Source organism: Pelagicoccus enzymogenes (assembly GCF_014803405.1).
GTDB lineage: Bacteria > Verrucomicrobiota > Verrucomicrobiia > Opitutales > Opitutaceae > Pelagicoccus > Pelagicoccus enzymogenes.
This window is the reverse complement of record NZ_JACYFG010000036.1, coordinates 327,963-349,662: the sequence shown is the minus strand read 5'-3', so window position 1 is coordinate 349,662 and position 21,700 is coordinate 327,963. Positions and strand designations below refer to the sequence as shown.

At 55.8% G+C, this 21,700-nt stretch carries 18 protein-coding genes; 13 read left to right on the top strand and 5 right to left on the bottom strand.

Annotated elements, in window-relative coordinates; translation table 11 throughout:
- The first annotated feature begins 157 nt into the window (after positions 1-157).
- The 12 genes from IEN85_RS13810 (at position 158) to IEN85_RS13755 (ending at position 15,749) form a co-directional block, all read left to right on the top strand.
- Positions 158-1,177: a TRAP transporter substrate-binding protein gene (locus tag IEN85_RS13810; RefSeq protein WP_191617668.1), complete on the top strand. Its 1,020-nt coding sequence runs from the start codon at positions 158-160 to the stop codon at positions 1,175-1,177.
- Complete coding sequence (locus tag IEN85_RS13805) at positions 1,174-1,707, top strand: TRAP transporter small permease (protein WP_191617667.1); 534 nt, start codon at positions 1,174-1,176, stop codon at positions 1,705-1,707. Before IEN85_RS13810 ends, IEN85_RS13805 begins: the two co-directional genes overlap by 4 nt.
- Positions 1,707-2,996 carry a TRAP transporter large permease gene (locus IEN85_RS13800; RefSeq protein WP_191617666.1) on the top strand — a complete coding sequence of 430 codons (1,290 nt, stop codon included), beginning with the start codon at positions 1,707-1,709 and terminating at the stop codon, positions 2,994-2,996. Before IEN85_RS13805 ends, IEN85_RS13800 begins: the two co-directional genes overlap by 1 nt.
- Positions 2,997-3,007: 11 nt before the next feature.
- The gene (locus IEN85_RS13795) at positions 3,008-4,051 is read left to right on the top strand and encodes a LacI family DNA-binding transcriptional regulator (protein WP_191617665.1); all 1,044 of its coding nucleotides are present in this window, start codon (positions 3,008-3,010) and stop codon (positions 4,049-4,051) included.
- 155 nt (positions 4,052-4,206) lie between these two features.
- Positions 4,207-6,069, top strand: coding sequence for a tagaturonate epimerase family protein (locus IEN85_RS13790; RefSeq protein ID WP_191617664.1), 1,863 nt, complete (start codon positions 4,207-4,209; stop codon positions 6,067-6,069).
- Positions 6,070-6,115: 46 nt separating this feature from the next.
- Positions 6,116-7,099, top strand: coding sequence for a phosphoglycerate dehydrogenase (locus tag IEN85_RS13785; protein WP_191617663.1), 984 nt, complete (start codon positions 6,116-6,118; stop codon positions 7,097-7,099).
- Positions 7,100-7,131: 32 nt separating this feature from the next.
- Entirely contained in the window at positions 7,132-8,229 is a 1,098-nt protein-coding gene (locus tag IEN85_RS13780) for an Ldh family oxidoreductase (protein ID WP_191617662.1), read from the top strand.
- Positions 8,230-8,249: 20 nt separating this feature from the next.
- On the top strand, positions 8,250-9,347 hold the full coding sequence (locus tag IEN85_RS13775) for a sugar kinase (protein WP_191617661.1): 1,098 nt from the start codon (positions 8,250-8,252) through the stop codon (positions 9,345-9,347).
- A gap of 50 nt (positions 9,348-9,397) precedes the next feature.
- A complete protein-coding gene (locus tag IEN85_RS13770; protein ID WP_191617660.1) occupies positions 9,398-10,180 on the top strand; it encodes an SDR family NAD(P)-dependent oxidoreductase in 783 nt (260 codons plus the stop codon).
- Between the two features lie 27 nt (positions 10,181-10,207).
- Positions 10,208-11,611 (top strand): glucuronate isomerase, encoded by a 1,404-nt coding sequence (gene uxaC, locus IEN85_RS13765; RefSeq protein WP_191617659.1) that lies wholly within the window; start codon positions 10,208-10,210, stop codon positions 11,609-11,611.
- Between the two features lie 167 nt (positions 11,612-11,778).
- Positions 11,779-15,243, top strand: coding sequence for a PAS domain S-box protein (locus IEN85_RS13760; protein WP_191617658.1), 3,465 nt, complete (start codon positions 11,779-11,781; stop codon positions 15,241-15,243).
- 74 nt (positions 15,244-15,317) lie between these two features.
- Positions 15,318-15,749 (top strand): response regulator, encoded by a 432-nt coding sequence (locus tag IEN85_RS13755; protein ID WP_191617657.1) that lies wholly within the window; start codon positions 15,318-15,320, stop codon positions 15,747-15,749.
- Between the two features lie 96 nt (positions 15,750-15,845).
- Here IEN85_RS13755 and IEN85_RS13750 read toward each other — a convergent pair whose 3' ends face one another.
- Both IEN85_RS13750 and IEN85_RS13745 read right to left on the bottom strand, forming a co-directional pair.
- A complete protein-coding gene (locus IEN85_RS13750; RefSeq protein WP_191617656.1) occupies positions 15,846-16,697 on the bottom strand; it encodes a DUF2911 domain-containing protein in 852 nt (283 codons plus the stop codon).
- Positions 16,698-16,896: 199 nt separating this feature from the next.
- Complete coding sequence (locus IEN85_RS13745; protein WP_191617655.1) at positions 16,897-17,811, bottom strand: ParA family protein; 915 nt, start codon at positions 17,809-17,811, stop codon at positions 16,897-16,899.
- Between the two features lie 162 nt (positions 17,812-17,973).
- Here IEN85_RS13745 and IEN85_RS13740 point away from each other — a divergent pair, with 162 nt between their 5' ends.
- The gene (locus IEN85_RS13740) at positions 17,974-19,365 is read left to right on the top strand and encodes a hypothetical protein (protein ID WP_191617654.1); all 1,392 of its coding nucleotides are present in this window, start codon (positions 17,974-17,976) and stop codon (positions 19,363-19,365) included.
- 13 nt (positions 19,366-19,378) lie between these two features.
- On the opposite strand, the gene IEN85_RS13735 is transcribed toward IEN85_RS13740, so the two are convergent.
- From IEN85_RS13735 to IEN85_RS13725, 3 genes are read right to left on the bottom strand one after another with little or no spacing between them, the layout of a single operon-like run.
- Complete coding sequence (locus tag IEN85_RS13735) at positions 19,379-20,110, bottom strand: amino acid ABC transporter ATP-binding protein (RefSeq protein ID WP_191617653.1); 732 nt, start codon at positions 20,108-20,110, stop codon at positions 19,379-19,381.
- Entirely contained in the window at positions 20,107-20,895 is a 789-nt protein-coding gene (locus IEN85_RS13730; protein WP_191617652.1) for an amino acid ABC transporter permease, read from the bottom strand. The genes IEN85_RS13735 and IEN85_RS13730 overlap by 4 nt, the downstream gene beginning before the upstream one ends.
- A gap of 3 nt (positions 20,896-20,898) precedes the next feature.
- The gene (locus IEN85_RS13725) at positions 20,899-21,681 is read right to left on the bottom strand and encodes a transporter substrate-binding domain-containing protein (RefSeq protein ID WP_191617651.1); all 783 of its coding nucleotides are present in this window, start codon (positions 21,679-21,681) and stop codon (positions 20,899-20,901) included.
- Positions 21,682-21,700: the final 19 nt, after the last annotated feature.

Below are 21,700 nucleotides of genomic sequence, written 5' to 3'. Positions count from 1 at the left end.
AAGTTTCAGCTGCCCGTGGGGTCGCGGGCAGCTTTTTTGTCGTGTCAAAGTTTTACGTTGCTTCCTAACTCCTGTGTGATTTTCTCCGACCCACTCGCGCTCGTTTCGCTTGTTGAAATGGTCTCGAATCAACCCTTTCCCCTTTAAAAACCTTACTATGGATAGAAAATCCTTCTCCTTTCTCGCTGTTGGGCTCCTGTTGGGAATCCTTTGTAGTAGCGTGGTCTTTTCCTATTTCGCCTCCGACCGAGGAGAATCTCAAGCAAGCGGACGCGTGCTCAAGCTCGCCCACGGATTGGACACGACTCATCCAGTGCACCTTGGCATGGTTCACATGAAGGAGCGATTGGAAGAGCTTTCCGGCGGTCGCATGACGATCGATATTTATCCAAGTGGGGTCCTCGGTTCCGAGGTCCAGTGCATCGAGCAGTTGCAGGGAGGAGTCTTGGCCATGACCAAGACTTCGACGGCGGCCATGGAGAATTTCATCCCTGAGCTTGGAGTTTTTGGAGTGCCTTACCTTTTCAACGACCACGAAAGCTATTGGAGCATTCTCGATGGAGAGATCGGTCACGACCTGCTCAGCGTGGGGGATTCCTTGGGCTTGCGCGGCCTTTGCTACTATGATTCTGGCAGCCGCAATTTTTACAGCACTAAGAAGCCGATCCGTAGTCCAGACGACTTGAAGGGCATGAAGATCCGTGTGCAGAACAGCCGCATGGCGATCGCCATGATCGAGGCTATGGGCGGTTCGCCTACGCCGATTGCGTGGGGCGAACTCTATTCTGCCTTGGCTCAAGGCGTTGTGGACGGCGCGGAGAATAATCCGCCAAGTTTCGACTCCAGCCGCCACTTCGAGGTCTGCAAGTACTTCACCCCGGACGCCCACACTCGCGTGCCGGACCTCTTGATGATCAGTTTCAAGGTTTGGAATTCCCTGAGCCCGCAAGAGCAAGAATGGCTACAGGCTGCGGCGGACGAGTCATCCGTTTTCCAACGGGGCCTCTGGGCGGAGAAAACGATCGAGTCTCTCGAAAAGGTGAAGGCTGCTGGCGTTGAGATCGTCGACTGTGATCCTGCTGAATTCCAGGCAGCTTGCGCTCCCATCGCAGCGACGCTCAAAGGAACGCCGGTCGAGCCATGGCTCAACAAAATCCAAGCTGCCCAAGCACAATGAGCGCATCCAATAATCAACTACTGCAGCGAGCGATCGCGATCCGCAAGGGCCTGACCCGCATTTTACAGTGGGTTGTCATCATCTTGATGGCATTGCTCGTTTTCGACGTGCTCTGGGGAGTGATTTCGCGCTACGCCCTCGGGCAACAAGCAAAGTGGAGCGAAGAGCTCGCTCGTTTGCTGCTGGTCTGGGTTTCGCTTTTTGGCGCCAGTGTGGCGTTCGGAATGAAGGCCCACCTCGGCTTAGACTACTTTGCCGGCAAGCTGGAGCCCTCAGCTCGGAAACTAAACTCAATCATTGGCGCCTTGATCACCTTGGTGTTCGCGGTGTTGGTCTTTGGAGTAGGGGGCTGGGCCTTGGTGCAGAAGACCATGGACTCCGGGCAGACGATGGTTGCCTTGCCTTTGGCCAAGTGGTGGGAGTATGCGGCAGTGCCGGTCAGTGGCATATTCATGGTCATCTTCCTCCTCGAGCAGTTGGTGGAAGTTTGCCTAGCTCCGGTTGAAGAAGACGGAAAGGAGGCCGCGTAATGGTCGAGGTAATTCTTATTCTTGTATCCGTTTTTACGGTACTGCTTGTGATGAACGTCCCGATCGCCGTGGCCATCGCTCTTGCCTCCATGCTGGCGATGCTGGCTGACGGCCACGATCCGAGCTTGATGGTCGCCTCCAAGATGGCCAATGGCATTGACAGCTTCGCGCTGCTGGCGATTCCGTTTTTCATTCTTTCGGGACTCTTGATGGGGAAGGGAGGCATGGCCCGCCGTCTCATGGACTTTGCGGCCGCGTTGATGGGCCGTTTCCCGGGTGGTCTCGGTTATGTGAATACATTCACTTGTATGCTTTTCGGCTCGATTTCCGGTTCCGCTGCGGCGGCTGTGACCTCGATCGGCGGTTTCATGCTGCCAGAAATGAAGCAGAAAGGGTACAACAACGAATTCAGCGTTTCTATCACCACGACGGCTGCCACCACCGGGCTTCTGATTCCGCCCAGCAACATCATGATCGTCTACGCGGTCGCCTCCGGCTCGGTGTCGATCGCTGCCATGTTCATGGCGGGTTTGTTGCCGGGAATCTTGATCGGACTCTTGCTGATGGTGGTTTGTTACATCGTGGCGACCAAGAACAAGCTAAAGCCGGGCGAGCGTTCCAGTTTCAACGAGATTCTCGTATCCTTCAAGCGAGCGATCCTCAGCATGCTTTTGCTGGTCATCGTTATCGGTGGTATCCTCGGAGGAATCTTCACGGCGACGGAAGCTTCGGCGATTGCGGTAGCTTACTCCTTCTTGCTTTCGGTGGTCGTTTACCGAGAGGTGAAGCTTGCTGACCTTCCGGACATCTTGCTGCAGTCGGGAGTGACGACTGCTGTGATCATGCTGCTGATCGGCGCGAGCGCGGGAATGTCTTGGATCATGACGATCGCTAACATTCCCCAAACGGTCTCGGCTGCCTTGCTTGGGATTTCCGAAAACCCGCTGGTGATCATGCTCATGATCAACCTCCTGCTGCTTTTCGTGGGAACCTTTATGGACATGACTCCGGCAGTCTTGATCTTCACTCCCATCTTCCTGCCGATCGCGCGACAGTTGGGAATCGATGACGTCCAGTTTGGCATCATCATGATCGCAAACCTTTGCATCGGCCTCTGCACGCCGCCGGTGGGTACCTGCTTGTTCTTAGGTTGCGGAGTAGGAAAGACGACCATCGCGAAGGTGACTCCCTACATGATTCCTTTTTTCATCGCCATGTTCATCGGCCTGATGCTGATCACCTACGTATCGCAACTTTCCATGTGGTTGCCGAACCTTCTCGACCTTTAGTTCCATTGCATATGTCTACTCCCAGCGAGGAAGAAAACAACATCCGCTCAGTTGGCGATTTCGCCAAGTATCTTGGCCTTTCGCGCTGGACGGTATCGCGTATCCTCAATGGACATTCTGGCGTGCACGAAGACACGCGGGAGCGGGTGATGTCGGAAATGCACCGGCTGGGATTCCAGCCGAACATGATGGCTCGAAGCTTGAAGGGGGCCAAGACAGGCTTGATTGGCGTTTGTTTTCAGGAAATCGAGTCGCCGATCTTGGCTCGCAAGATTTCGTCCCTGCAGGAAAGCCTGCGTTCGCGAGGCCTGCGCGCCGTGATGGAAATCACCTCGGGGCTGCCGGAAGCGGAACGCGATATCATCAACCACTTCTTTTCGCTTCGCGTGGACGGAGTGATCCTTATCGGATCCGGTTTGGCCAAGGACGATCCCATCCTCGCCCGCCTTGCGCGCGAGTCCGTTCCGGTGGTCACGGTCGATTCGGTGCAGGACATTCCGCTGCCGCGAGTCGATTTGGATCGCTCGGCGGCGATGGGGCTAACCTTGCGACACCTGCAGCAACGCGGTCACGACTCCTATGCTTTGCTCGGCCTGGAAAGCGACCCAATCTATGGGGCTCGACGCATCGAGGGTCTCAAGGAAGCTGCCCTCAAGTCCGGCATGGATTGGGAGGCGTCTTTCCTGTCGCTCAAGATCGATAACCGCAGAGTGTGGTCCTATCAGTACGGATATGACCTCGCCCAGAGCCTGCTCCAGCTCGAGAAGCCGCCGCGGGCGATCATCGCTTTGAACGACCGCGTGGCGATCGGCGCCATGAAGGCAGTGCGCGAATGGGGCTATGAAATTCCAAGGGATTTTGCGGTGGTTGGATTCGACAACCTCGATATTGGACAATGGTGCGAGCCGACGCTAACAACTGTTGGCCAGAACGTGGCCGAAATCATCGAAAAGTCGGTCGGCTTGATCGAAAAGCTGATCGCAGGCGGCAAGAACGCCTTGGAAAGCCCAGTCGTAATGGTCCAGCCAAAGCTGATCGTTAGGGCATCCAGCTAGCTACTTAATTAAATACCTAAATTATTCTCTGTAACTGATAATTATAAACAAACACGAGTGAGATTTTATTTGATCTTAGGGTCGAAGCTCATTCTTTAGGAGGCGACATGCGGCGGGGCGCGGATTGAATTCGGACCGGAGCCGCGGACAAAACGATGAAACCTATCAACGAATTTCTTCTGCGAAACGAACTGCGCGTGGCTGACAATCCCTGCGTGAGTCCTGACTTCTGTCTCGATTGGTCAGCTCTTTCGGCGGCTATCGCTGCGGGCGAGCCGCTGACCGTGCACGAAAAGAGCCGTTTCGGGACCGCTCAAGGCGAGTGGGTTTTGGTGGAGTCGCAAACGGGTGACCACGCTTGGAAGCTGGATGCTGATTCAGCCGTCGATTGTCCCTTGGAGCCTCGCTTGCAGCACGACGGAGCGCTCTATTTCCCAGCGAGTTTCGAAAACCTGATTCGCATCAAGAATCTCGCTCAGGAGCACGACGAGAATTGCTCGATCTTTCCAACTGCTCGCGGCTCGATTTCCAGCAGCACCTTGGGGATCGGAGCCCGCTTCACTACGCTGCATTGGCCCGGTGTGGACTGGGCGATGGCAAATCTAGGCATTGGCGTTACGGCCAACCAGAACTCTATCCCACGCGAACTGGTTTACGATGTGGACGCGATGTTGGCGGACGCTCTGGACACGGTTCCTTTTCCCTTCATTGGAGCGAATGTTCCGGAGGGGCATCAGGGCCAGTCCGTTGAGGGGATGAGCCACGGTTGCGTCGTGGCGAAGCTCAAGACGGGCTTTCACAGGAACGGTATCAACTGGAGCTTCAACGCGGACCACCAACCGATCGGGGGCAAATTCGATGTGAGAGAAGACCGTTTGGTCGAAGGCTGCCTGTTCGCTTCCTACATCACTTTTGACCTCTCGCCGGAGCTGGCGATCACTAAGGTCCCCGAGAGCTTCGAAGCCAAAAAGGCCTACGTCGAAGAAAACATCGAGGCCTCGTTGGTGGCCACGGTAGCCAAGCGGGTAGCGGATTCTGGACTCACGGTGGACGAGGGCGAACTGTATTCGCTGCTTTGTTACGTTTGGCCCTCCATGGTGAAGATGAAGGTTCGTGACGACAAGTATGCTGCGGCCCGCGCAAAGGCCTTCTCTACGGAAGTCGGGCGCGAGTACCTGCGCGAGCTCTCTATCGACGAGTTGCCCGGCTTGACGACTCCTGAAACGACGGCGGTGATGTTGGCTCTTTGCGAGGCCATGGGAATGCCCGTAAACTTCGTGGCGCCTGCCTTCGGCTTCCAGAAGAACATGCCGTATCCCGACAATGCGAAGTTGCGGGAGCTAATCGAAAGCCAGTGGCAGGTGTGCCGCGAGTTTGGCGTGAGCATCGGATTCCACTCCGGCTCAGGAAAGTCATCTGAAAATTATCAGGTGATGGGTGAAGTCACCGGCGGAAAGCTGGAGATCAAGACCAGTGGTCGTTACACCTACGAGATGGGGGTTGCCCTTTCCAGTTCGAAAGACGAAGGCGACCAAGCCCTTTGGCGTGATTGGTACCAGTTCACCGTTGATTTGGCGGTTGCCGGGGCATTCAGCGACTCGGACTCCGAGCGTTCGATGGCCCGCGAATTCATCGCTGCTACCTTGAAGTTCGAAAAGCGAGATGCAGATGTATTTGCTTCTCCCGAACAATGTCGCGCGGCACTGGAAGCTCTGACGCCGCACGCTGACCACATGCATTGGTTCGAATACAACTTCCTCTACGTCCTGGCTGCCCACGGAAGCGCTGAGAAGAGCGCTCTGGGCGACCACTCGCCTGCAGGTTACAAGCAGCGTGCTCGATTCTACTCGATCAGCGACGAGGGCCGCCTCGCTTTCGCTCGTCGCGTCGCCCTCTACATAATCGGTCTAGCGAGGGATACGGGATTGGTGAGCGAGGAAACCTACAATGAGGCAAACGCGCGTCTGGCCTCTTATGCTGACTTCGACTCCTTCATCGCGGACATTTCGAGAAACTAATCAACATCCGATCGCTTCCCCCCCGAACCAATTAAATTATTCGATCATGACACGTATCCTTCTTACAACTACATCCTTTCAGGATATTCCAGGTCCGCATCACAAGATGCTCGAGGACTCTCGTTTCGAAATCATCCGCGAACGCGGACCTCTCAGCGAAGCCCGCATGCTTGAGCTCGTAGGGGATATCGATGGCATGATTTGCGGCGACGACGCGATCACTGCTGCGGTCATCGACAAGGCCCGTCCGCGTCTGAAGGTGATTTCCAAGTACGGCATCGGTCTGGATAAGATCGACGTCGCTCACACTGAAAAGGTGGGATTGCCGCTGACTTTTTGTCCGGGCGTAAACCATACCACGGTCGCCGAACACACCTTCGCCCTGATGCTCTCTTTGTTCCGCCACTTGGTGGAAGAGGCGAATTACACGCGCAGCGGAAATTGGAAACGCCTCTCCGGCCACGAAATCATGGGCAAGACCATCGGCATCGTGGGGCTCGGCCGTATCGGTCGCGAGGTGGCGATCCGCGCCAAGGCCTTCGGTTTGCGTGTGATTGGCTACGACATCTACTGGCCTGAGGAATTCGCTCAAGAGCACGGAATCGAGCGTTTCCAAAGCATTTCCGACGTATTCAAGGAGGCAGAGATTCTCAGCTTGCACACCAATCTCTCCCCCGAAACGGAGAACATGGTTTGCGCGGAAAGCATCGCTACCATGAAGAAGGGAGTGGTCATCATCAACTGCGCTCGTGGGGAGCTCGTGAACTCTCCCGACATGGCAGCTGCTCTGGAGTCCGGCCAAGTGGGCGGCTACGGAGCGGACGTCCTGGAAGTGGAACCGCCCCCGGCCGACCACGTCTTGCTGAAGGCTCCCAACTGCGTGATCACCCCGCACATTGGCTCCCGCACGCACGAGTCGGTACAGCGTCAAGCCGGCATGGCCACTCGCAACTTGCTTAACTTCTTCAACAACATGCCTGCCGAAGCCCAGGCCAACAAGGCGCCTTGGCCACCCAAGGGTCGCCGCTAGTCTCAAGCGTAACTCCCTCCATCACTCCCCCTATGAGCGAACTTTTCAAAGTAGTCCCCGAGGCCACGCACAATGCCCTCGTCGAAGCCGCGTACAAGCATCGCGGATACAATCAGGACGAGGCTGCTTACGCCGCCAAGTTCTCTGCCTACGCTTCCACGCATGGCATTCGCACTCACAACGCCTTGAAGGCCTTGCACCTCGACCACCTCTTCGGTTCAGGATCCAAGGGTTGCGTGCCTGACGCCAAGATCGAGAAGCTAGATAGCCGCTTCGAGGCGAGCCAAACTTGGAATGCCAATCGCAAGCTCGGCCAAGCCACTGCTTACGAGGCGCTCGAAACCTGTATCGAACTCGCCGACAAGTACGGCATCGGCCAGGTCTCGGTCGACAACGCGTTCCACTACCTTTGGGGTGGGGGCTACGTCATGGAAGCGGCCAAGCGTGGCTACATCGCCTATACCAATTGCACGGCAGCCTTGGCGGAGGTCGTGCCTTTCATGGGCAAGTACCCGACGCTCGGCACCAATCCTCACAGTTGGGGCTTCCCGACCACGGACGCGGTCGGCTTCCCGATCGTGATCGACTGGGCCACCTCGGTTATCGCCATGGGACGCGTGCAGCAAATCGCCCGCGAAGGTGGAACCCTGCCTCCCAATGCCGCGGTTGACAAGGATGGCAATCCCACGACCGACCCCAAGGCTGCAGCGGCTCTCATCCCGTTCGGAGCTCACAAGGGCTATGGCCTGAGCTTGATCAATGAAATCGTAGGCGGCTTCATCGGCGGCTCCTTGCCGACGGTCCGTAACCGAGCTTGGGAAATCGAGGACGAGAAGCACACCGCTTGCTTCTACTTCCAGGTGATCCACCCCGATGCCATGAATTCCGGCGCCTTCGCCAAGGGCCGCGACCAAGCTGCTAACGTCAAGGCTGTCATCGACGACATCCTGGGTCACGGAAACGAGAATTGTCTGCTCCCCGGACAAATCGAGGCGGGCGCCGCCGCAAAAACGCAAGAGAATGGCGGTTTGTTGTTCTCAATCGCCGAAATTGAGGCCTTCAACGAACTTGCTGTTGAGTGCGGACTTGAACCTTGGGATGCTGAACGTTTCCAGACCGCAAAGTCTTAACTATCTTCAAGGAATTAAAAATGAGTATCGAAATCAAATCCGCTGATTCTTGTAAATACGACATCGTCTCCCTCGGCGAGGTCATGCTCCGGCTCGATCCGGGCGAAGGCCGCGTTCGCACCGCTCGCAGCTTCAAGGCTTGGGAAGGCGGGGGCGAATACAATGTTGCTCGCGGAATGCGGAAGTGCTTTGGCCTGCGCGCCGGGGTTGTCACGGCTTTCGCGGACAATGAAGTGGGGCACCTGATCGAAGACTTCATCATGCAAGGTGGCGTCGACACTTCCTGGATACAGTGGAAGCCTTACGACGGGCTTGGGCGCGAGGTGCGCAACGGCTTGAACTTTACCGAGCGCGGCTTCGGTATCCGTGGCGCGGTCGGCGTACCGGACCGTGGTTTAACGGCGGCCAGCCAAATGAAGGTAGGCGACGTCGACTGGGAAAAGCTCTTTGGCGAAGATGGCGTTCGCTGGTTCCACACCGGAGGTATTTTCGCAGCTCTCTCCGACACGACTCCTGAGTTTGTGATCGAAGCGGTGAAGGCTGCCAAGAAGCATGGCACCATCGTTTCCTACGACTTGAACTACCGTCCTTCTCTCTGGAAGAGCATCGGCGGCCACGCCAAGTGCCAGGAAGTTAACCGCGAGATCGCCAAGTACGTGGACGTGATGATTGGCAACGAGGAAGACTTCACAGCTTGCCTCGGCTTCGAGGTCGAAGGGGTGGACGAAAACATCTCCAAGATCGATATCGGCGCCTTCAAGTCCATGATTGAAAAGGCGGTTTCGGAGTTCCCGAACTTCCAGGCTACGGCTACTACCTTGCGCGCGGTCAAGACCGCGACTGTCAATGACTGGGGCGCTATTTGCTGGCATGCGGGCGAGTTCCACGAGTCCAAGCAGTACCCGGAACTCGAAATCATGGACCGTGTAGGCGGTGGGGATAGCTTCGCTTCTGGCCTCATCTACGGTTTCCTCACGACGGGCGACCCAGCGAAGGCGGTTAACTACGGCGCGGCGCATGGCGCTTTGGCGATGACGACCCCAGGCGACACCTCCATGGTGACGGTCAAGGAAGTCGAGAAGGTCATGGGCGGCGGCGGCGCGCGCGTCGTTCGTTAAAGTATAACATATTTGAATACGCGGGGCAGGGTGCCCCGCGTTCTATTTTTATGAGCAGTTTCCTAGATTCACTATTCAATTTAAAGGGTAAGGTCGCGGTCGTTATCGGCGGTACCGGCGAGCTTTGCGGCGCGATGGCGGAAGGCCTCGCCAAGGCTGGCACAACCACCGTGCTGGTTGGGCGTAGCCAAGAGAAAGCGCAGGCGCGCATCTCCAAAATCGAAGAAGCCGGAGGCGCTGCCTACTTCGAAACTGCGGACTTGAGCAGCAAGCAGTCGATTTCCGACATGCTCGGTCGCATCGTCGAGAAGTCCGGCGCGGTGGACATCCTGGTTAACGGTGCCGGCGCCAATTCTCCCACTCCCTTTCTGGACATTCCGGAAGACGAGTACGATCGGCTGTTCGAGATCAACACCAAGGCTGTCTTCCTGGCCTGCCAAGTTTTTGGCAAGTACTTCCTGGACCGCGGGCAAGGAGGATCCATCATCAACGTGGGGTCCATGTCCGGCTTGATTCCGCTTTCTCGCGTCTTCACTTACTCGGCGACCAAGGCTGCGGTTCACAACCTTTCCAAGAATCTCGCTCGCGAGTGGGCTCCGCAGAAGATCCGCGTCAATACGATCGTTCCCGGATTCTTCCCAGCCGAGCAAAACAAGAAGGTGCTCACGGAAGAGCGCGTTGCCCAGATCATGGGCCATACGCCTATGAAGCGTTTTGGCGAAGCGAAGGAGCTGGTCGGCGCGACGCTCTTGCTCGCCTCGGATACGGCTGGCTCTTTTGTAACAGGCACTGAGGTCGTGGTCGACGGCGGTTATGCTGCTATGACGATTTAACCTGCTAACCTCCGTTTTCCCGTAACAATGTCATTCATTCACGACGATTTCCTCCTCCAGACGGACGCTGCTCGCGAGCTCTACCACACTTACGCTAGGGACGAGCCCATTTACGATTACCATTGCCACCTGCCTCCGCAGGATGTGGCGAACAACCGTCGCTTCTCAAATCTCGCTGAGATTTGGTTGGAGGGCGACCACTACAAGTGGCGGGCGATGCGCAGCAATGGGGTGAGTGAAGCCTATTGCACAGGGGAGGCCGAGCCCTACGACAAGTTTCTCGCTTGGTGCCGTACCGTGCCGCATACGCTGCGAAATCCGCTGTACCATTGGAGTCATCTGGAATTGAAGCGCTACTTCGATATCGACGTCCTCATCAATGAGGAGTCGGCGAAGGAGATCTGGGATGCGGCCAACGAGAAGCTGAAGTCCGAGGACCTCAGCGCCCACGGAATTCTCAAGAACTTCAAGGTCAAGGTCGTCGGTACGACGGACGATCCGACGGATGATTTGGCGAATCACGAAGTCATTCGTGGTCAAGGTTTGGATACGAAGGTGGTCCCGACGTTCCGCCCGGATAAAGCCTTGAACGTGGACCAAGCTGAGCAGTTCAATGCTTGGGTCGACAAGCTTGCAGGCGTCGTCGGCAGCGAAATCTCAAGCCTCGCGGACTTGCTCTCCGCCCTGAAGGCTCGCCACACCTTCTTCCACGAGATGGGTGGCCGCTTGTCGGACCATGGTTTGGAGCGTTGCTACTTTGCGGAAACGAGCGAAGTGGAAGTGTCTGCGATCTTTGACAAGGCCCGTGGCGGTTCCGATGCAAGCGTGGCGGAGAAAGAGGCCTTCGCTTTTTACGTCATGCGCGAAGTAGGGCGTTGGAATGCCGAGCGGGGCTGGACCATGCAGCTTCATGTCGGAGCCATCCGTAACAACAATGCTCGCATGTTCCGTAACCTAGGACCGGATACGGGCTTCGATTCGATTGGCGACTTCCCGCAGGTGCAGACGATGAGTCGGTTCCTCAACAGCTTGGATACGACAGGCCAGTTGCCGAAGACGGTGATCTACAATTTGAATTGGTCGGACAACTACGCGATGGCAACCATGCTTGGAAATTTCCAGGACGGAACGATTGCCGGGAAGATCCAGCTGGGCAGCGGTTGGTGGTTCCTCGACCAAAAGGAAGGCATGATCGCTCAGATGAACGCGCTTTCCAACCTCGGCTTGTTGTCACGATTCGTGGGCATGCTGACGGATTCTCGCTCCTTTCTGTCGTATCCACGCCACGAGTACTTCCGCCGGATCCTTTGCGACTTGCTTGGTCAGGATATCGTCAGCGGGGAGGTACCAAACGATCTGAAGCTGGTCGGGCAGATGGTTAAGAACATTTGCTTCGGTAACGCGGACGAGTACTTTGGGGTGTTGAAGTAGATCGACGCTTCGTTTTTTCCAAGGCCGAACGGGATGCGGATCAGCTCCTGTTCGGCCTTTTTGGTTTCTGGGAGAAGCTCGGCGCGGAGAAGGGGCAAAGAAACTTGAGAATAAGGCGGTTTTGGCTGTCTTAATGCTGGTTTCAAGCGATCCAACTCGAACAGAATATGCCTCTCAGACACGTCCAACGACGGATTTACACCAAGCTCGGCATCGTGTTGCTAGCCCTTCTGCTCTGCTTTTTCGCTACTTTCGCTTGGCTGGTGAAGCGGGTCCAGCTGGATGAGATGGAGAGGTCCGCAGCCTTTTTGTTGGAATGGGCAAATCGCTTAGAGGCAGGCGATGCTGAGCAAGAGCTGGCAGAGCTGCAGGTTGGGATTGCCGATTGGGAAGGTGAACCGGAGCTTTTTCTGCGTTTGGGAGGTCGGCTGTTTCCGCAGGATGCTGCGAGCGGGGATATCCCGGCGGATTTGGTGAGGCTTTGGGATGACGGTCGGGAAGTGCCTCGAAAGCGGGAAGGTTACCTTTACTGGCAGGCGTCGTCTGAGCGTGCGAATGGGCTAGGCCAACTATTGGCGATCGTTCGATTCAAGGACTCGAGCGTTTGGGGCTTCGTTCTCGAACGCTACTCGGCCCTTTTTCTTTTGGGGGCCGGGTTTCTCGTTTCTGTCATTGCGTCATTGTTGGTCTTGCAAGGCCGGCTGGTGTTTCGGCCGCTTTCGCGCATGCTGCGTAGCATCGAAAGCGGAATCGAGGGCGTCTCTGCTTCCCTGCCACCTTGGCGCGAGCAATCGGACGAATTTGAGAGCTTGGCAGCTCGCTACGACGAGCTGATAGAAGTCCTGGAGCGGCAAGGGAAGGAATTGCAATTTCGCAACGACGAGCTGCGGCATCTGCTAGATGCTCTTCCGGCGTATATCTGGTTCAAGGACGACCAGAACAATATCGTGCGCTTGAATCGCGCGGCAGCTGAGTCGGTCGGCTATTCGGTCGAGGAACTGGAAGGAAGAGCGGTGGCGGAAATTTTCCCCGAAGAAGCCGAAGCCTACTTTCGCGACGACAAAGCGGTGATAGAAAGCGGCAAGGCAAAGCTCGGCTACGTCGAGAGCTATTCCCCGGTCAATGGAGAACGGCGAACCGTGAGAACCGACAAGATCCCTTACGTCAACGAGGAGGGCAAGGTGACTGGCGTGGTGGTTCTGGTTACGGATATCACGGAGTTGGTTCACTTGCAGGAGGAACGCGAGGCAAGCGATAGGCTTATCCGTCGGCTCGTGGAAATTGGGAATTGGGAGGCCGCGGGCGTTGAGGAGCGCATCGCGGCTGGCTTGAAGGATACCTGTGAAACGTTGGGAATGAAGACAGGTATTCTCTCGGAGATTTCCGGAGATTTGTATACCGTTCGGCAAGTTCACGACGAAGGTGGCAAGATTTCCAAGGGTTCGGTGTTCCGCTTGGACGAGGTTTATTGCCAGTTTGTGGTGATGACGGGACGTAGCATGGCAACCAACCACTTGGGGGAAACGGCTTGGGGGCGAATGAAGTGTTACGAAACGCTTCGATTGGAGAGCTATATTGCTTCGCCGATTCGAAAGGGTGACGAGATAGTGGGAACGATCAACTTCAGTTCGCCGGAGATAAGGGAGCGGCCGTTTGCCCAATTCGAAATCGATGCGGTTCGTTTGCTGTCGAATTGGATCGAAGGTCTTCTGAGGCAGGAAGAGATCGTGGATCAGCTCAATCGGCAAAAAGCTGAGCTGCGCTTGATTTTGGATACCACGCCCAGTCAGATTTGGTTCAAGGATGATAGGAACCGGATCTTGCGGGCGAATCGAGCTGCGGCTGCCCATCTCGGTCTCGAAGTAGAGGAAGTTGAAGGGAAGTTGACCAGCGAGCTTTTGCCGCTGGAGGCGGATCGATCCTACGAAGAAGATAGGAGCGTCTTGGAAAGTGGCGAGCCGATGTTGGGGCGTATCAGATCTGTCACTACGATAGGCAATCGAAATGCTTGGTTTCGCTATGACAAGTTGCCCTATCGTTTGGACGACGAACGAAGTGGAGTCATTGTCGTGGCTAGCGATATCACTGAATTGGTAGAGTCCCAAGCCGCGGTCAAAGAGGCAGATGAGCGTTTCCGCGCAGCGGTGGAAGAGTCGCCGGTGGGAATGCTGATCGTAGACTCGGAGCTTCGAGTAGTGATGGTCAACGGCGAAGCGGAACGTATTTTTGGATACGAACGAGAGGAGTTGCTTTGGGGGTCGGTTGACCGGTTGCTTGGCAGCCGGGTGATGACGGCTCTGAGTTGCGTCTTCGATGCTGACGAACTGGTTGAGGATCAAGTTCGGTTAGGGGCGGACGGGAAGCTGCTGGTCGCCCGCAAGGATGGGACGGAGCTTCCCGTTGAAGTGATAGTGAGCCTGTATTCTCTGTCTGGAGACAGCTTTGCTATGGTGTCAATCTTCGACGTGACGGCTCGAATCGAGTCGCAAAGTGCCTTGCACGATAGCGAAGAGAGGTTCCAATTAGCTGCCAAGGGAGCGAGCGTTGGCATTTGGGACTGGTTTAATATCAACGGAAGCGAGGAATGGTGGTCGCCTCGGTTTTACGAACTGATTGGATACGAGCCGGGCGAATTGCCGTCGAGCTTGCAGTCGTTCAAGGAATTGCTGCATCCGGATGATGTGGAGCCGACTTTTGCAGCAGTAGACAAGAGCTTGAAAGAGGGGACTCCCTTTGAGGCCGACTATCGATTGCTTCGGAAGGATGGGACCTACCATTGGTTTTTTGGCAGCGGCATGGCCTCCTTCGACGAGGACGGCGTTCCTCGTCGCATGACCGGCACGATCCAGGACATCAACGACCGAAAGATCGCGGAAGAGGAATTGTCGCGGGCTGTGACTGACTTGAAGCGGGCGAACGAGGAGCTTTCCAATTTCGCCTTTCTCAGCTCTCACGACTTGCAGGAGCCCTTGCGCACGATTTCGAGCTTTCTGCATTTGCTCAAAGACCGCTACGGTCCAGGAATGGACCGGGAGGCCAACGAGTACATGGACTTCACTTTGGTGGCCGTGGAACGCGTGCAGAATATGATCCGAAGTCTTCTGGGCTACTGTAGCTTGGATTCGAAGCGTCGAGCCGCGTCGCTTTTCAATTTGCAGGAGGCGGTCGACCTGTCGCTGAGGGATCTGACGAAGCGAATCGAAGAGCGGGGCGTGGAAATCTCCGTTGTGGATGCATTGGGATCAGTCTACGGCGACCGAAACCAGATCTCCTTGGTTTTCCAGAATTTGTTCAGCAATGCGATCAAGTTCAACCGCAGCGATCGTCCGACGATCAAGATAGCTTGTCGCACGGTATCCTCCTTCGAAATTGGCAGGGAAGAGTTGCGAGAAGGCGACTACACGGTCGTTTCGATTGCCGACAATGGAATTGGCATTCGGGAGAAGTATCAAAAACGCATTTTCTCCATCTTTCAAAAACTGCATCCAAGCGGTGAATACGAAGGCAGTGGAATTGGTTTGTCGATGGTTCAGAAAATCATGCAGCAGCACGAAGGCTACGTATGGCTTGAGTCCGAGGAAGGAAAGGGGAGCTGTTTCTATCTTGCTTTCCCAAAATGCGAAGCCAACTAGCAATTTTACAGGTTTGGTCTTATTGTGGCTGAGTTTGTTTGACTACCCTAGCCAGAGAAGAGAAACAGCGAATTATGAAAGAAAATGGACGCCCCATCGAGATGCTTCTTGTCGAGGACAACGAAGCTGACATCAGGCTCACGGAAATTGCGCTTCAACAGTCGAAGCTGGAAAACCGACTTCACGTGGTAAGAGACGGAGAGCAAGCCTTGGAATTTCTGAAGCGAGAAGGCGAATACGCCGATGCGGTTCGTCCTGACTTGATTCTCTTGGACTTAAATCTCCCCAAGGTCACGGGAGCGGAAGTTCTCAAGGAGATCCGCGAAACGAGCAGCCTGAAGTCATTGCCGGTCGTAGTTCTCACCACTTCCGATGCCGACAAGGACATCTACGAAAGCTACGAGCTTCAGGCGAACTGCTACATCACTAAACCTGTGGACCTGCGAAAGTTTATGGGGGTGGTTGAGATGATCGAGGACTTCTGGGCTCGCGTCTCCAAGTCCTAGAGGGACGCGCTCATGCATTAAAAGAAGCGCCGAGCTTTAGCCGGCGCTACCTCGCATGCTCCATTTGACTTAAGGGGACAGTTCTCCGCCTCTCTGTCAAAGGGAGCTGATCTGGGCTCGCACTGCGGCGGCTTCGCTTGTGCGTCCGAGTTTGTCGAGTATCTTAGCCTTTAGCTCGTAGGTCTCGGGAAGCTTGCGGCCGACCCATGGTCGGCTGATGGCGATTTCCGACCACTCCAAGGCGAGCTCGAGCTCCAGGTCGTTGGCGAGCAAGTAGTTCGCGGCATCCATGATGTTTTGGTAGCGGAAGCCGTGTGCGTTCCTCATTTGCTGCTTCAAGGAGGCGAGTACGATCGCGTCCGTGTCCACCTTGATACGGATGGGAATGCTCTTCTTTTCCCAGTCGAGAGACAGGACAGCACCTGTCTTGGTAACGTCCGAAAAGCTGTAGGTCAACTGCTCGAGATGCTCTCGCTCTTGGGATTTGACGTTCACCCGCAGGGCGTCGCGAGCGGGATCGTAAAAGTAGCTGCCCCAAGCTTCGTAGTCCTTGGAGAAAATGGCAGTGACGTCCCCTGACTTCTCGATGATGAGGTGGAGTCCGTAGCTTCCGGCAGGGATCGCTTTCCCCTCTACCATGGCGTCGTGCTCGAAAGTGACGACCGTGTTTTCGTTAGCCCCTGCTCGCCAAGGCGCCGCCTGGTCTTCGCCGGTCCAACCCAAATTCGTGAGTCCGTAGGGAACGAGCTCTCCCCAGATGGCGCGCCCGTTGACGCTGGGGCGGCTGTAGTCTACTGAGATCTCCGTTATGCCCACGGTTTGGGTGACTGAGGCCGCGGGGCTCGCTTGCGGCAGGATCGCCATTTGGGAGAAGGCTTGGAAGGCGAGAGTGGTCGCGGCAGCGATAGCGAATGCCTTCTGGGGTAACAAGTTCAGGAATCGGTTCATCGAATACAAACGATTTGGGTTGCTTAGTTGGGTCTAGGGGACGAACGAGTGAAGTACCCCGCATTTTGCGCAAATCCTGCAGAAAAGGGGAATTTTCGTTAAGGAGTTCTCAGGAAGCGAGGAAAGGGCCGTCTCGTTTTCGAGCGGATCCCAGCAGGCGAATCATTGGGCGTCAACAGTTCCCGCGAGCGAGCCGCCCTTACACGTCGTCGGTGTCGGATTCGGGTTCCGCATCGCCCAACTGTTCGAGAAGGTGCTTGGTCAGCTTGATGTAGTCCTCGGCCAAGTTGATGGACGCGTCTTGCTTGGACATCAGGACAGTCGGGATGCCTAGCATCACCGCGCGGCCCACCGTAACGGAATGGCGAACCAGGTCGGGGTAGATATGGGTCATGGCTGCCACTTTATTCTGCGTTTTGAAACGATCGATTTGGGCATTGAAGCGCTCCAGCGGTACGTGAATCTTGGTGCCGGGTTTTACTGCGTTGAGGGCGATACCGATGATTTGGGGGGTGGGAGCGCCGGCGGCTTCCCGCTTGGCGGTGGAGTCGCTGCGGAACTTGGCGAGCTTGTCCACTAGGAGGTGGAATCCGATGATGCTAAGGGCGTCTGGGTTCGAGGGAACAAGAACGTGATCCGAAGCGAAGAGGGCGCATTGAGTCGTGTAGAAGAAATTGGGCGGGCAGTCGAAGAGGATGAAGTCGTAGTTGACTTCCACTTCGCTTAGAGCCTCGTAGAAGCGTTCGTAGAAAGTCTTTCCCGGGATTTGCGGCACCTCGTGCTCCAGGTCCATCAAAGTGAAGGAAGCGGGGGCGAGGTCGAGACGAGGCAATACTTCGTCTCCGTCTGTATCCCGAATAGGGCTTTTTTGGATACAGGTTGAGAGTTTCGAGTTCGGGTCCTTGAAAATGTTGAGGAGGAACTTTTCTGGCGTCTTGTTTAGGAGGTTCCAGCGGTCCAGGCGCATGAGCCAGATGGACGCGTTGCTTTGGGCGTCGAAATCGACGATGAGCACGCGGCGTCCCATGTAGGCGAGGCAAGCCCCCATGTTTACGAGGAGCGATGTCTTGCCGACGCCGCCTTTGATGTTCAGGAAGCTGATCTTCTGTGCCATTTTTTCTCTTTGCTTCGGCGAATTGCGCCCGAGATTTGACGCGCTCGCAAAATAAAATGCGAGCAAGGTGGGCTTTAACAATTCTTTAATCCGTTCGAGGCTGATCGATTGTTTACAGTGGGCCTCCGTGCTCTAAACTCGTGGCGTTTTCATATGTCGGACGTGGATAAACAAGGATCAATCTTCGAGGAATTGGCGGCACGCAGGAGTCGCTGCGAGGAGTTGAATGCTCGAGCGATCGAGCAGGGGATCGCCGTGAGCGACCCTATGGTTTCCACTCGTTTCGAGGAGGAAGAAGAAGTCCCCATGAAGCCGGCTTTCGAGATGGAGGAGCTGACCCCGACGGATGTATCTGCAAAAGCGATACAGGCCGATGAAGACGAGCTTGAGATTGAGAACTTGGATACGTCCACCGGCCTTGATGACTCCGAACAGGTGATCGATAATCCATCGGACGACGCGCCCCACTATTTCGATGCGATCGATGAAACGTCCTCCGAGGATCCGGAGAAGGTTGAAGCGCCGCTCGACGCCGCCGAAGGGAATTTTCGTTCCGACGAAGAGCAAGGAGTGAATCGCCACGATGAAGCCTCTCCAACCTATTTTGAAAGCTTGGATGATGATGCTGCGCAAGCAGACGCGACCTTCGATTCGGAACCGCCCGTTCTCGAGCCATCGGCGAAAGACCCCGAATGGGTAAGCGAACCGCTTAGCGGGGACGAGGAGGAACCTGTTGCGGATACGGTTTTGCCCGCCGATGAATCAAACGCAGATGCCGAGATTGCATCTGCCGTTTCCTACTTCGGCGACGTCGACGAGCCGGAATTCGAAGACGCTTCCGGAATAGAAGATATTACGGCTTCGAGCGATGCTCCCGAGATTCCGGAAAAGTTGCCTAACCTATCGCCCGATAGGGTGGACGGGGAATCCGAATTGGAAGATTCAGCCTCTCTGGAGACGACTGAAGCTGAAGGCCCTGTTTTTTCCGGCGACGAGGAGGCCGCGGAGACTCTCGTTTCCGCCGGAATGGACGATTCGGATTTGCCCGCAATGGAGGATATCTCGGACGATGATCTCGAAGCGGTATCGACTTCGGTAGAAGAAATGCCCCAAAACGAAGAGTTGGAGGAGCGGCAGGTGGCGCAAGAGGAAGCAACGGTTGCAGCAGAACTGCCCCCTCTCAGCGACGAAGACCTGATCGGTCAGAGCGACGGTTTGCTCGCCGAGGCTCCGGAACCGGTTCCAGATGCGGAGGTGATCATGGCGGCCGAGGAGCTGGTCGACCGAATTGGTCCGGTGGTGGACATCCAGAGCCTTCCCAAAACGCAACCTTCGCGTGTATTGTCCAAGACGACTCAGTCTCAGGCGTCCGAGCAGGTAAGGGAGAAACCGGCTTCCAAGGTGAAGGCGCAGCCGAAGAAATCGCAGGCAAGCTCAAAGCCCCCAGAAGTTAAGCCACAGGTTGTGTCGGAAGGGACTGGCGATGCACCTGCGCCGCAAAAGAAAAAGAAGAAAAAGATATCCTTGTTGGATAGCTACTTCAAAGGGCTTTAGCCGCGAAATCGCTTCAGTACCTCAGTTCGCGTTCCAGGAACTGGGCCAGTTTCTGGCTTTGGGGAGAAGTGAAGAGTTCCTGCGACCTTCCCGACTCCGCGACTTTTCCGCCCGAAATGAATGCGGCATAGTCGCTGGCCCGTTTGGCGAAGCCCATTTGGTGCGTAACGATTACGCAGTCCTTTCCATCTTGTATCAGTTCCTCGATTACATCGAGGATCTGCGCGCTCATTTCGGGATCGAGAGCTGAGGTGGGCTCGTCGAACAGAATCAGCTTCGGGTTGTGAGCGAGCGATCGGGCGATGGCGACTCGCTGATTTTGGCCACCGGATAGTTCGGACGGCTTTTTGCGGCCATGCTGTTCCAGCTTGAATTGCTTGAGCAGAGCATGGGCGCGTTCGAAAGACTCGGGTTTGGCGACACCATGGACTTTCTCTAGCGGCAAGGCAATGTTGGTAAGGGCGTCCAGGTGTGGAAAGAGATTGTAGGACTGGAAGACGACTCCGATGGACTTCCGGTAGGAGCGCAGCTCGCTTTCGTTTTTCGGTACGGGAGAATCGTTAACCAGAATGCGGCCGCTGCTTGCCTTTTCGAGTCCTGCTATCAAGCGGAGGGTTGTGGATTTTCCGCCGCCCGACGGTCCGATCAGGGTAAGGCAGCGAGCGTCTAGCAAGTCGAGCTGGAGACCGTTGAGGGCTCGGTGCCCGCCATATGTTTTGATCACGCTATCTAGAATTAGCTTCATGAGTCGAAGGCGAGCTTCCTCTCTAGGTGGCGGGAGAGGTAGAAAATTGGAAGGGTGAGAATGAGGTAGCCGACGGCCAGAGGGAAGAAGCTCTCGAACGTACTCAGTGTGGACGTGTTCACCTCTTGGGCGTTCAATGTGAACTCCTCGATCGCAATAATGGAGAGGAGGGATGAGTCCTTGATAAGGTTTGCGAATTGCCCCGCGAGGGCGGGAAGGCTGCGGCGCAGGGCTTGAGGGAAGATAATGTAGCGAAATGTTTGATACGGGGTGAAGCCGATGGCCTTGGCGGAAAGCAGCTGTGAGCTGCCGATCGATTCGATGCCGGCCCTGAATATTTCCGAGACGTAGGCTCCACTGAAGAGGGAGAGGACGAGTACGCCCACGACGTAGCGGTTTTCCAGATGGGCGGCATCTGCGAAAACGTAGAAGATGAGCAGGATCTGCACAAGCAGCGGAGTCCCTCGCGTGCCTTCTACGTAGAGCTTGAAAAGGTAGCGAAGAGGCAGGATTCGAGAGCGAGCGGCAAGCGCAGAGAGTCCTCCGATCAAGCAGGCCACCACGAGGGAAGCGCTTGAGATTTGGATGGTAAGAAGCCAGCCATCAATGAACTTCTTCTTGTAGTTAAAAACTGCTGACCAGTTCCAGTGATACTCGAGCGACGCGAAGGCTGCGAGGGCGAGCAAACAGACGAGGGAGAGGGCGAGGGCGCCGCTCACGGCTTTGGCTAGCAAACTAACCGCAGCAGAGTCGTTGTCCGTATCTTGGAAGAGGAGACGTCTCACGCGCTAGAAGAAAAAGGGATAGCCCATTTGCTGGAAAGCTTTCTTTTCTTCGGAGAGATAGCGTTCGCCGAGCGTTTCGAAGCCGCCGCTCGCTTGGAATTCGGAAAGGAATGCGTTTACTTGCTGTCGCAGCTCTTCATTTCCTTTGCGAATGCCGATTGCCCAGTTTTCTTGTTTGAAAGGGGACAGAATGGGACGGGTGGTTTCGGGATGTCGTTTCCAGTTTCGGAAAGTTGACATCTGGTCGTAGATAAACGCGTCGGCCTTCCCTTGAGTAACCTCGACGACCGCAGCGGTCTCCTTGTCCAGCGGAAGGACGCGGGCGTTCTTGATGTTGTCGATGGCGTAGAGGTGGCCGGTGGTGCCCTGCTTGACGGCGATGGAGTTGCCCTCCTGATCCGCATCTTCTATGGTTTGGATGTCAGAAGATTTGGATACCAGCAGGCACAAACCGGTGTTCAGGTAAGGATCGGAGAAATCGATAGACTGAGCTCTCTCTTCAGTCGCCGTCATGGAAGAGATGATGAGGTCGATCTTTCCGGTTTTCAGAGAGGATATGAGTCCAGCGAAGGCGATGTTTTCAATGCGAACTGGGCGACCGAGACTTTTGCCCAAAGCGTAGGCGAGGTCGACGCTGACGCCGGAGGGTTCGTTGTTTTCGTCCGACATCTCGAAGGGGGGATAGGAGAGCTCCATCCCCACCACGAGAGTGTCGTCGGCTTCCTTCTCGCCACACGAGACGAGGAAGAAGGCAAGGAATGCGAGGATAAGCGAATGGGCTTTCATGAGGATAGGACTTTGGATG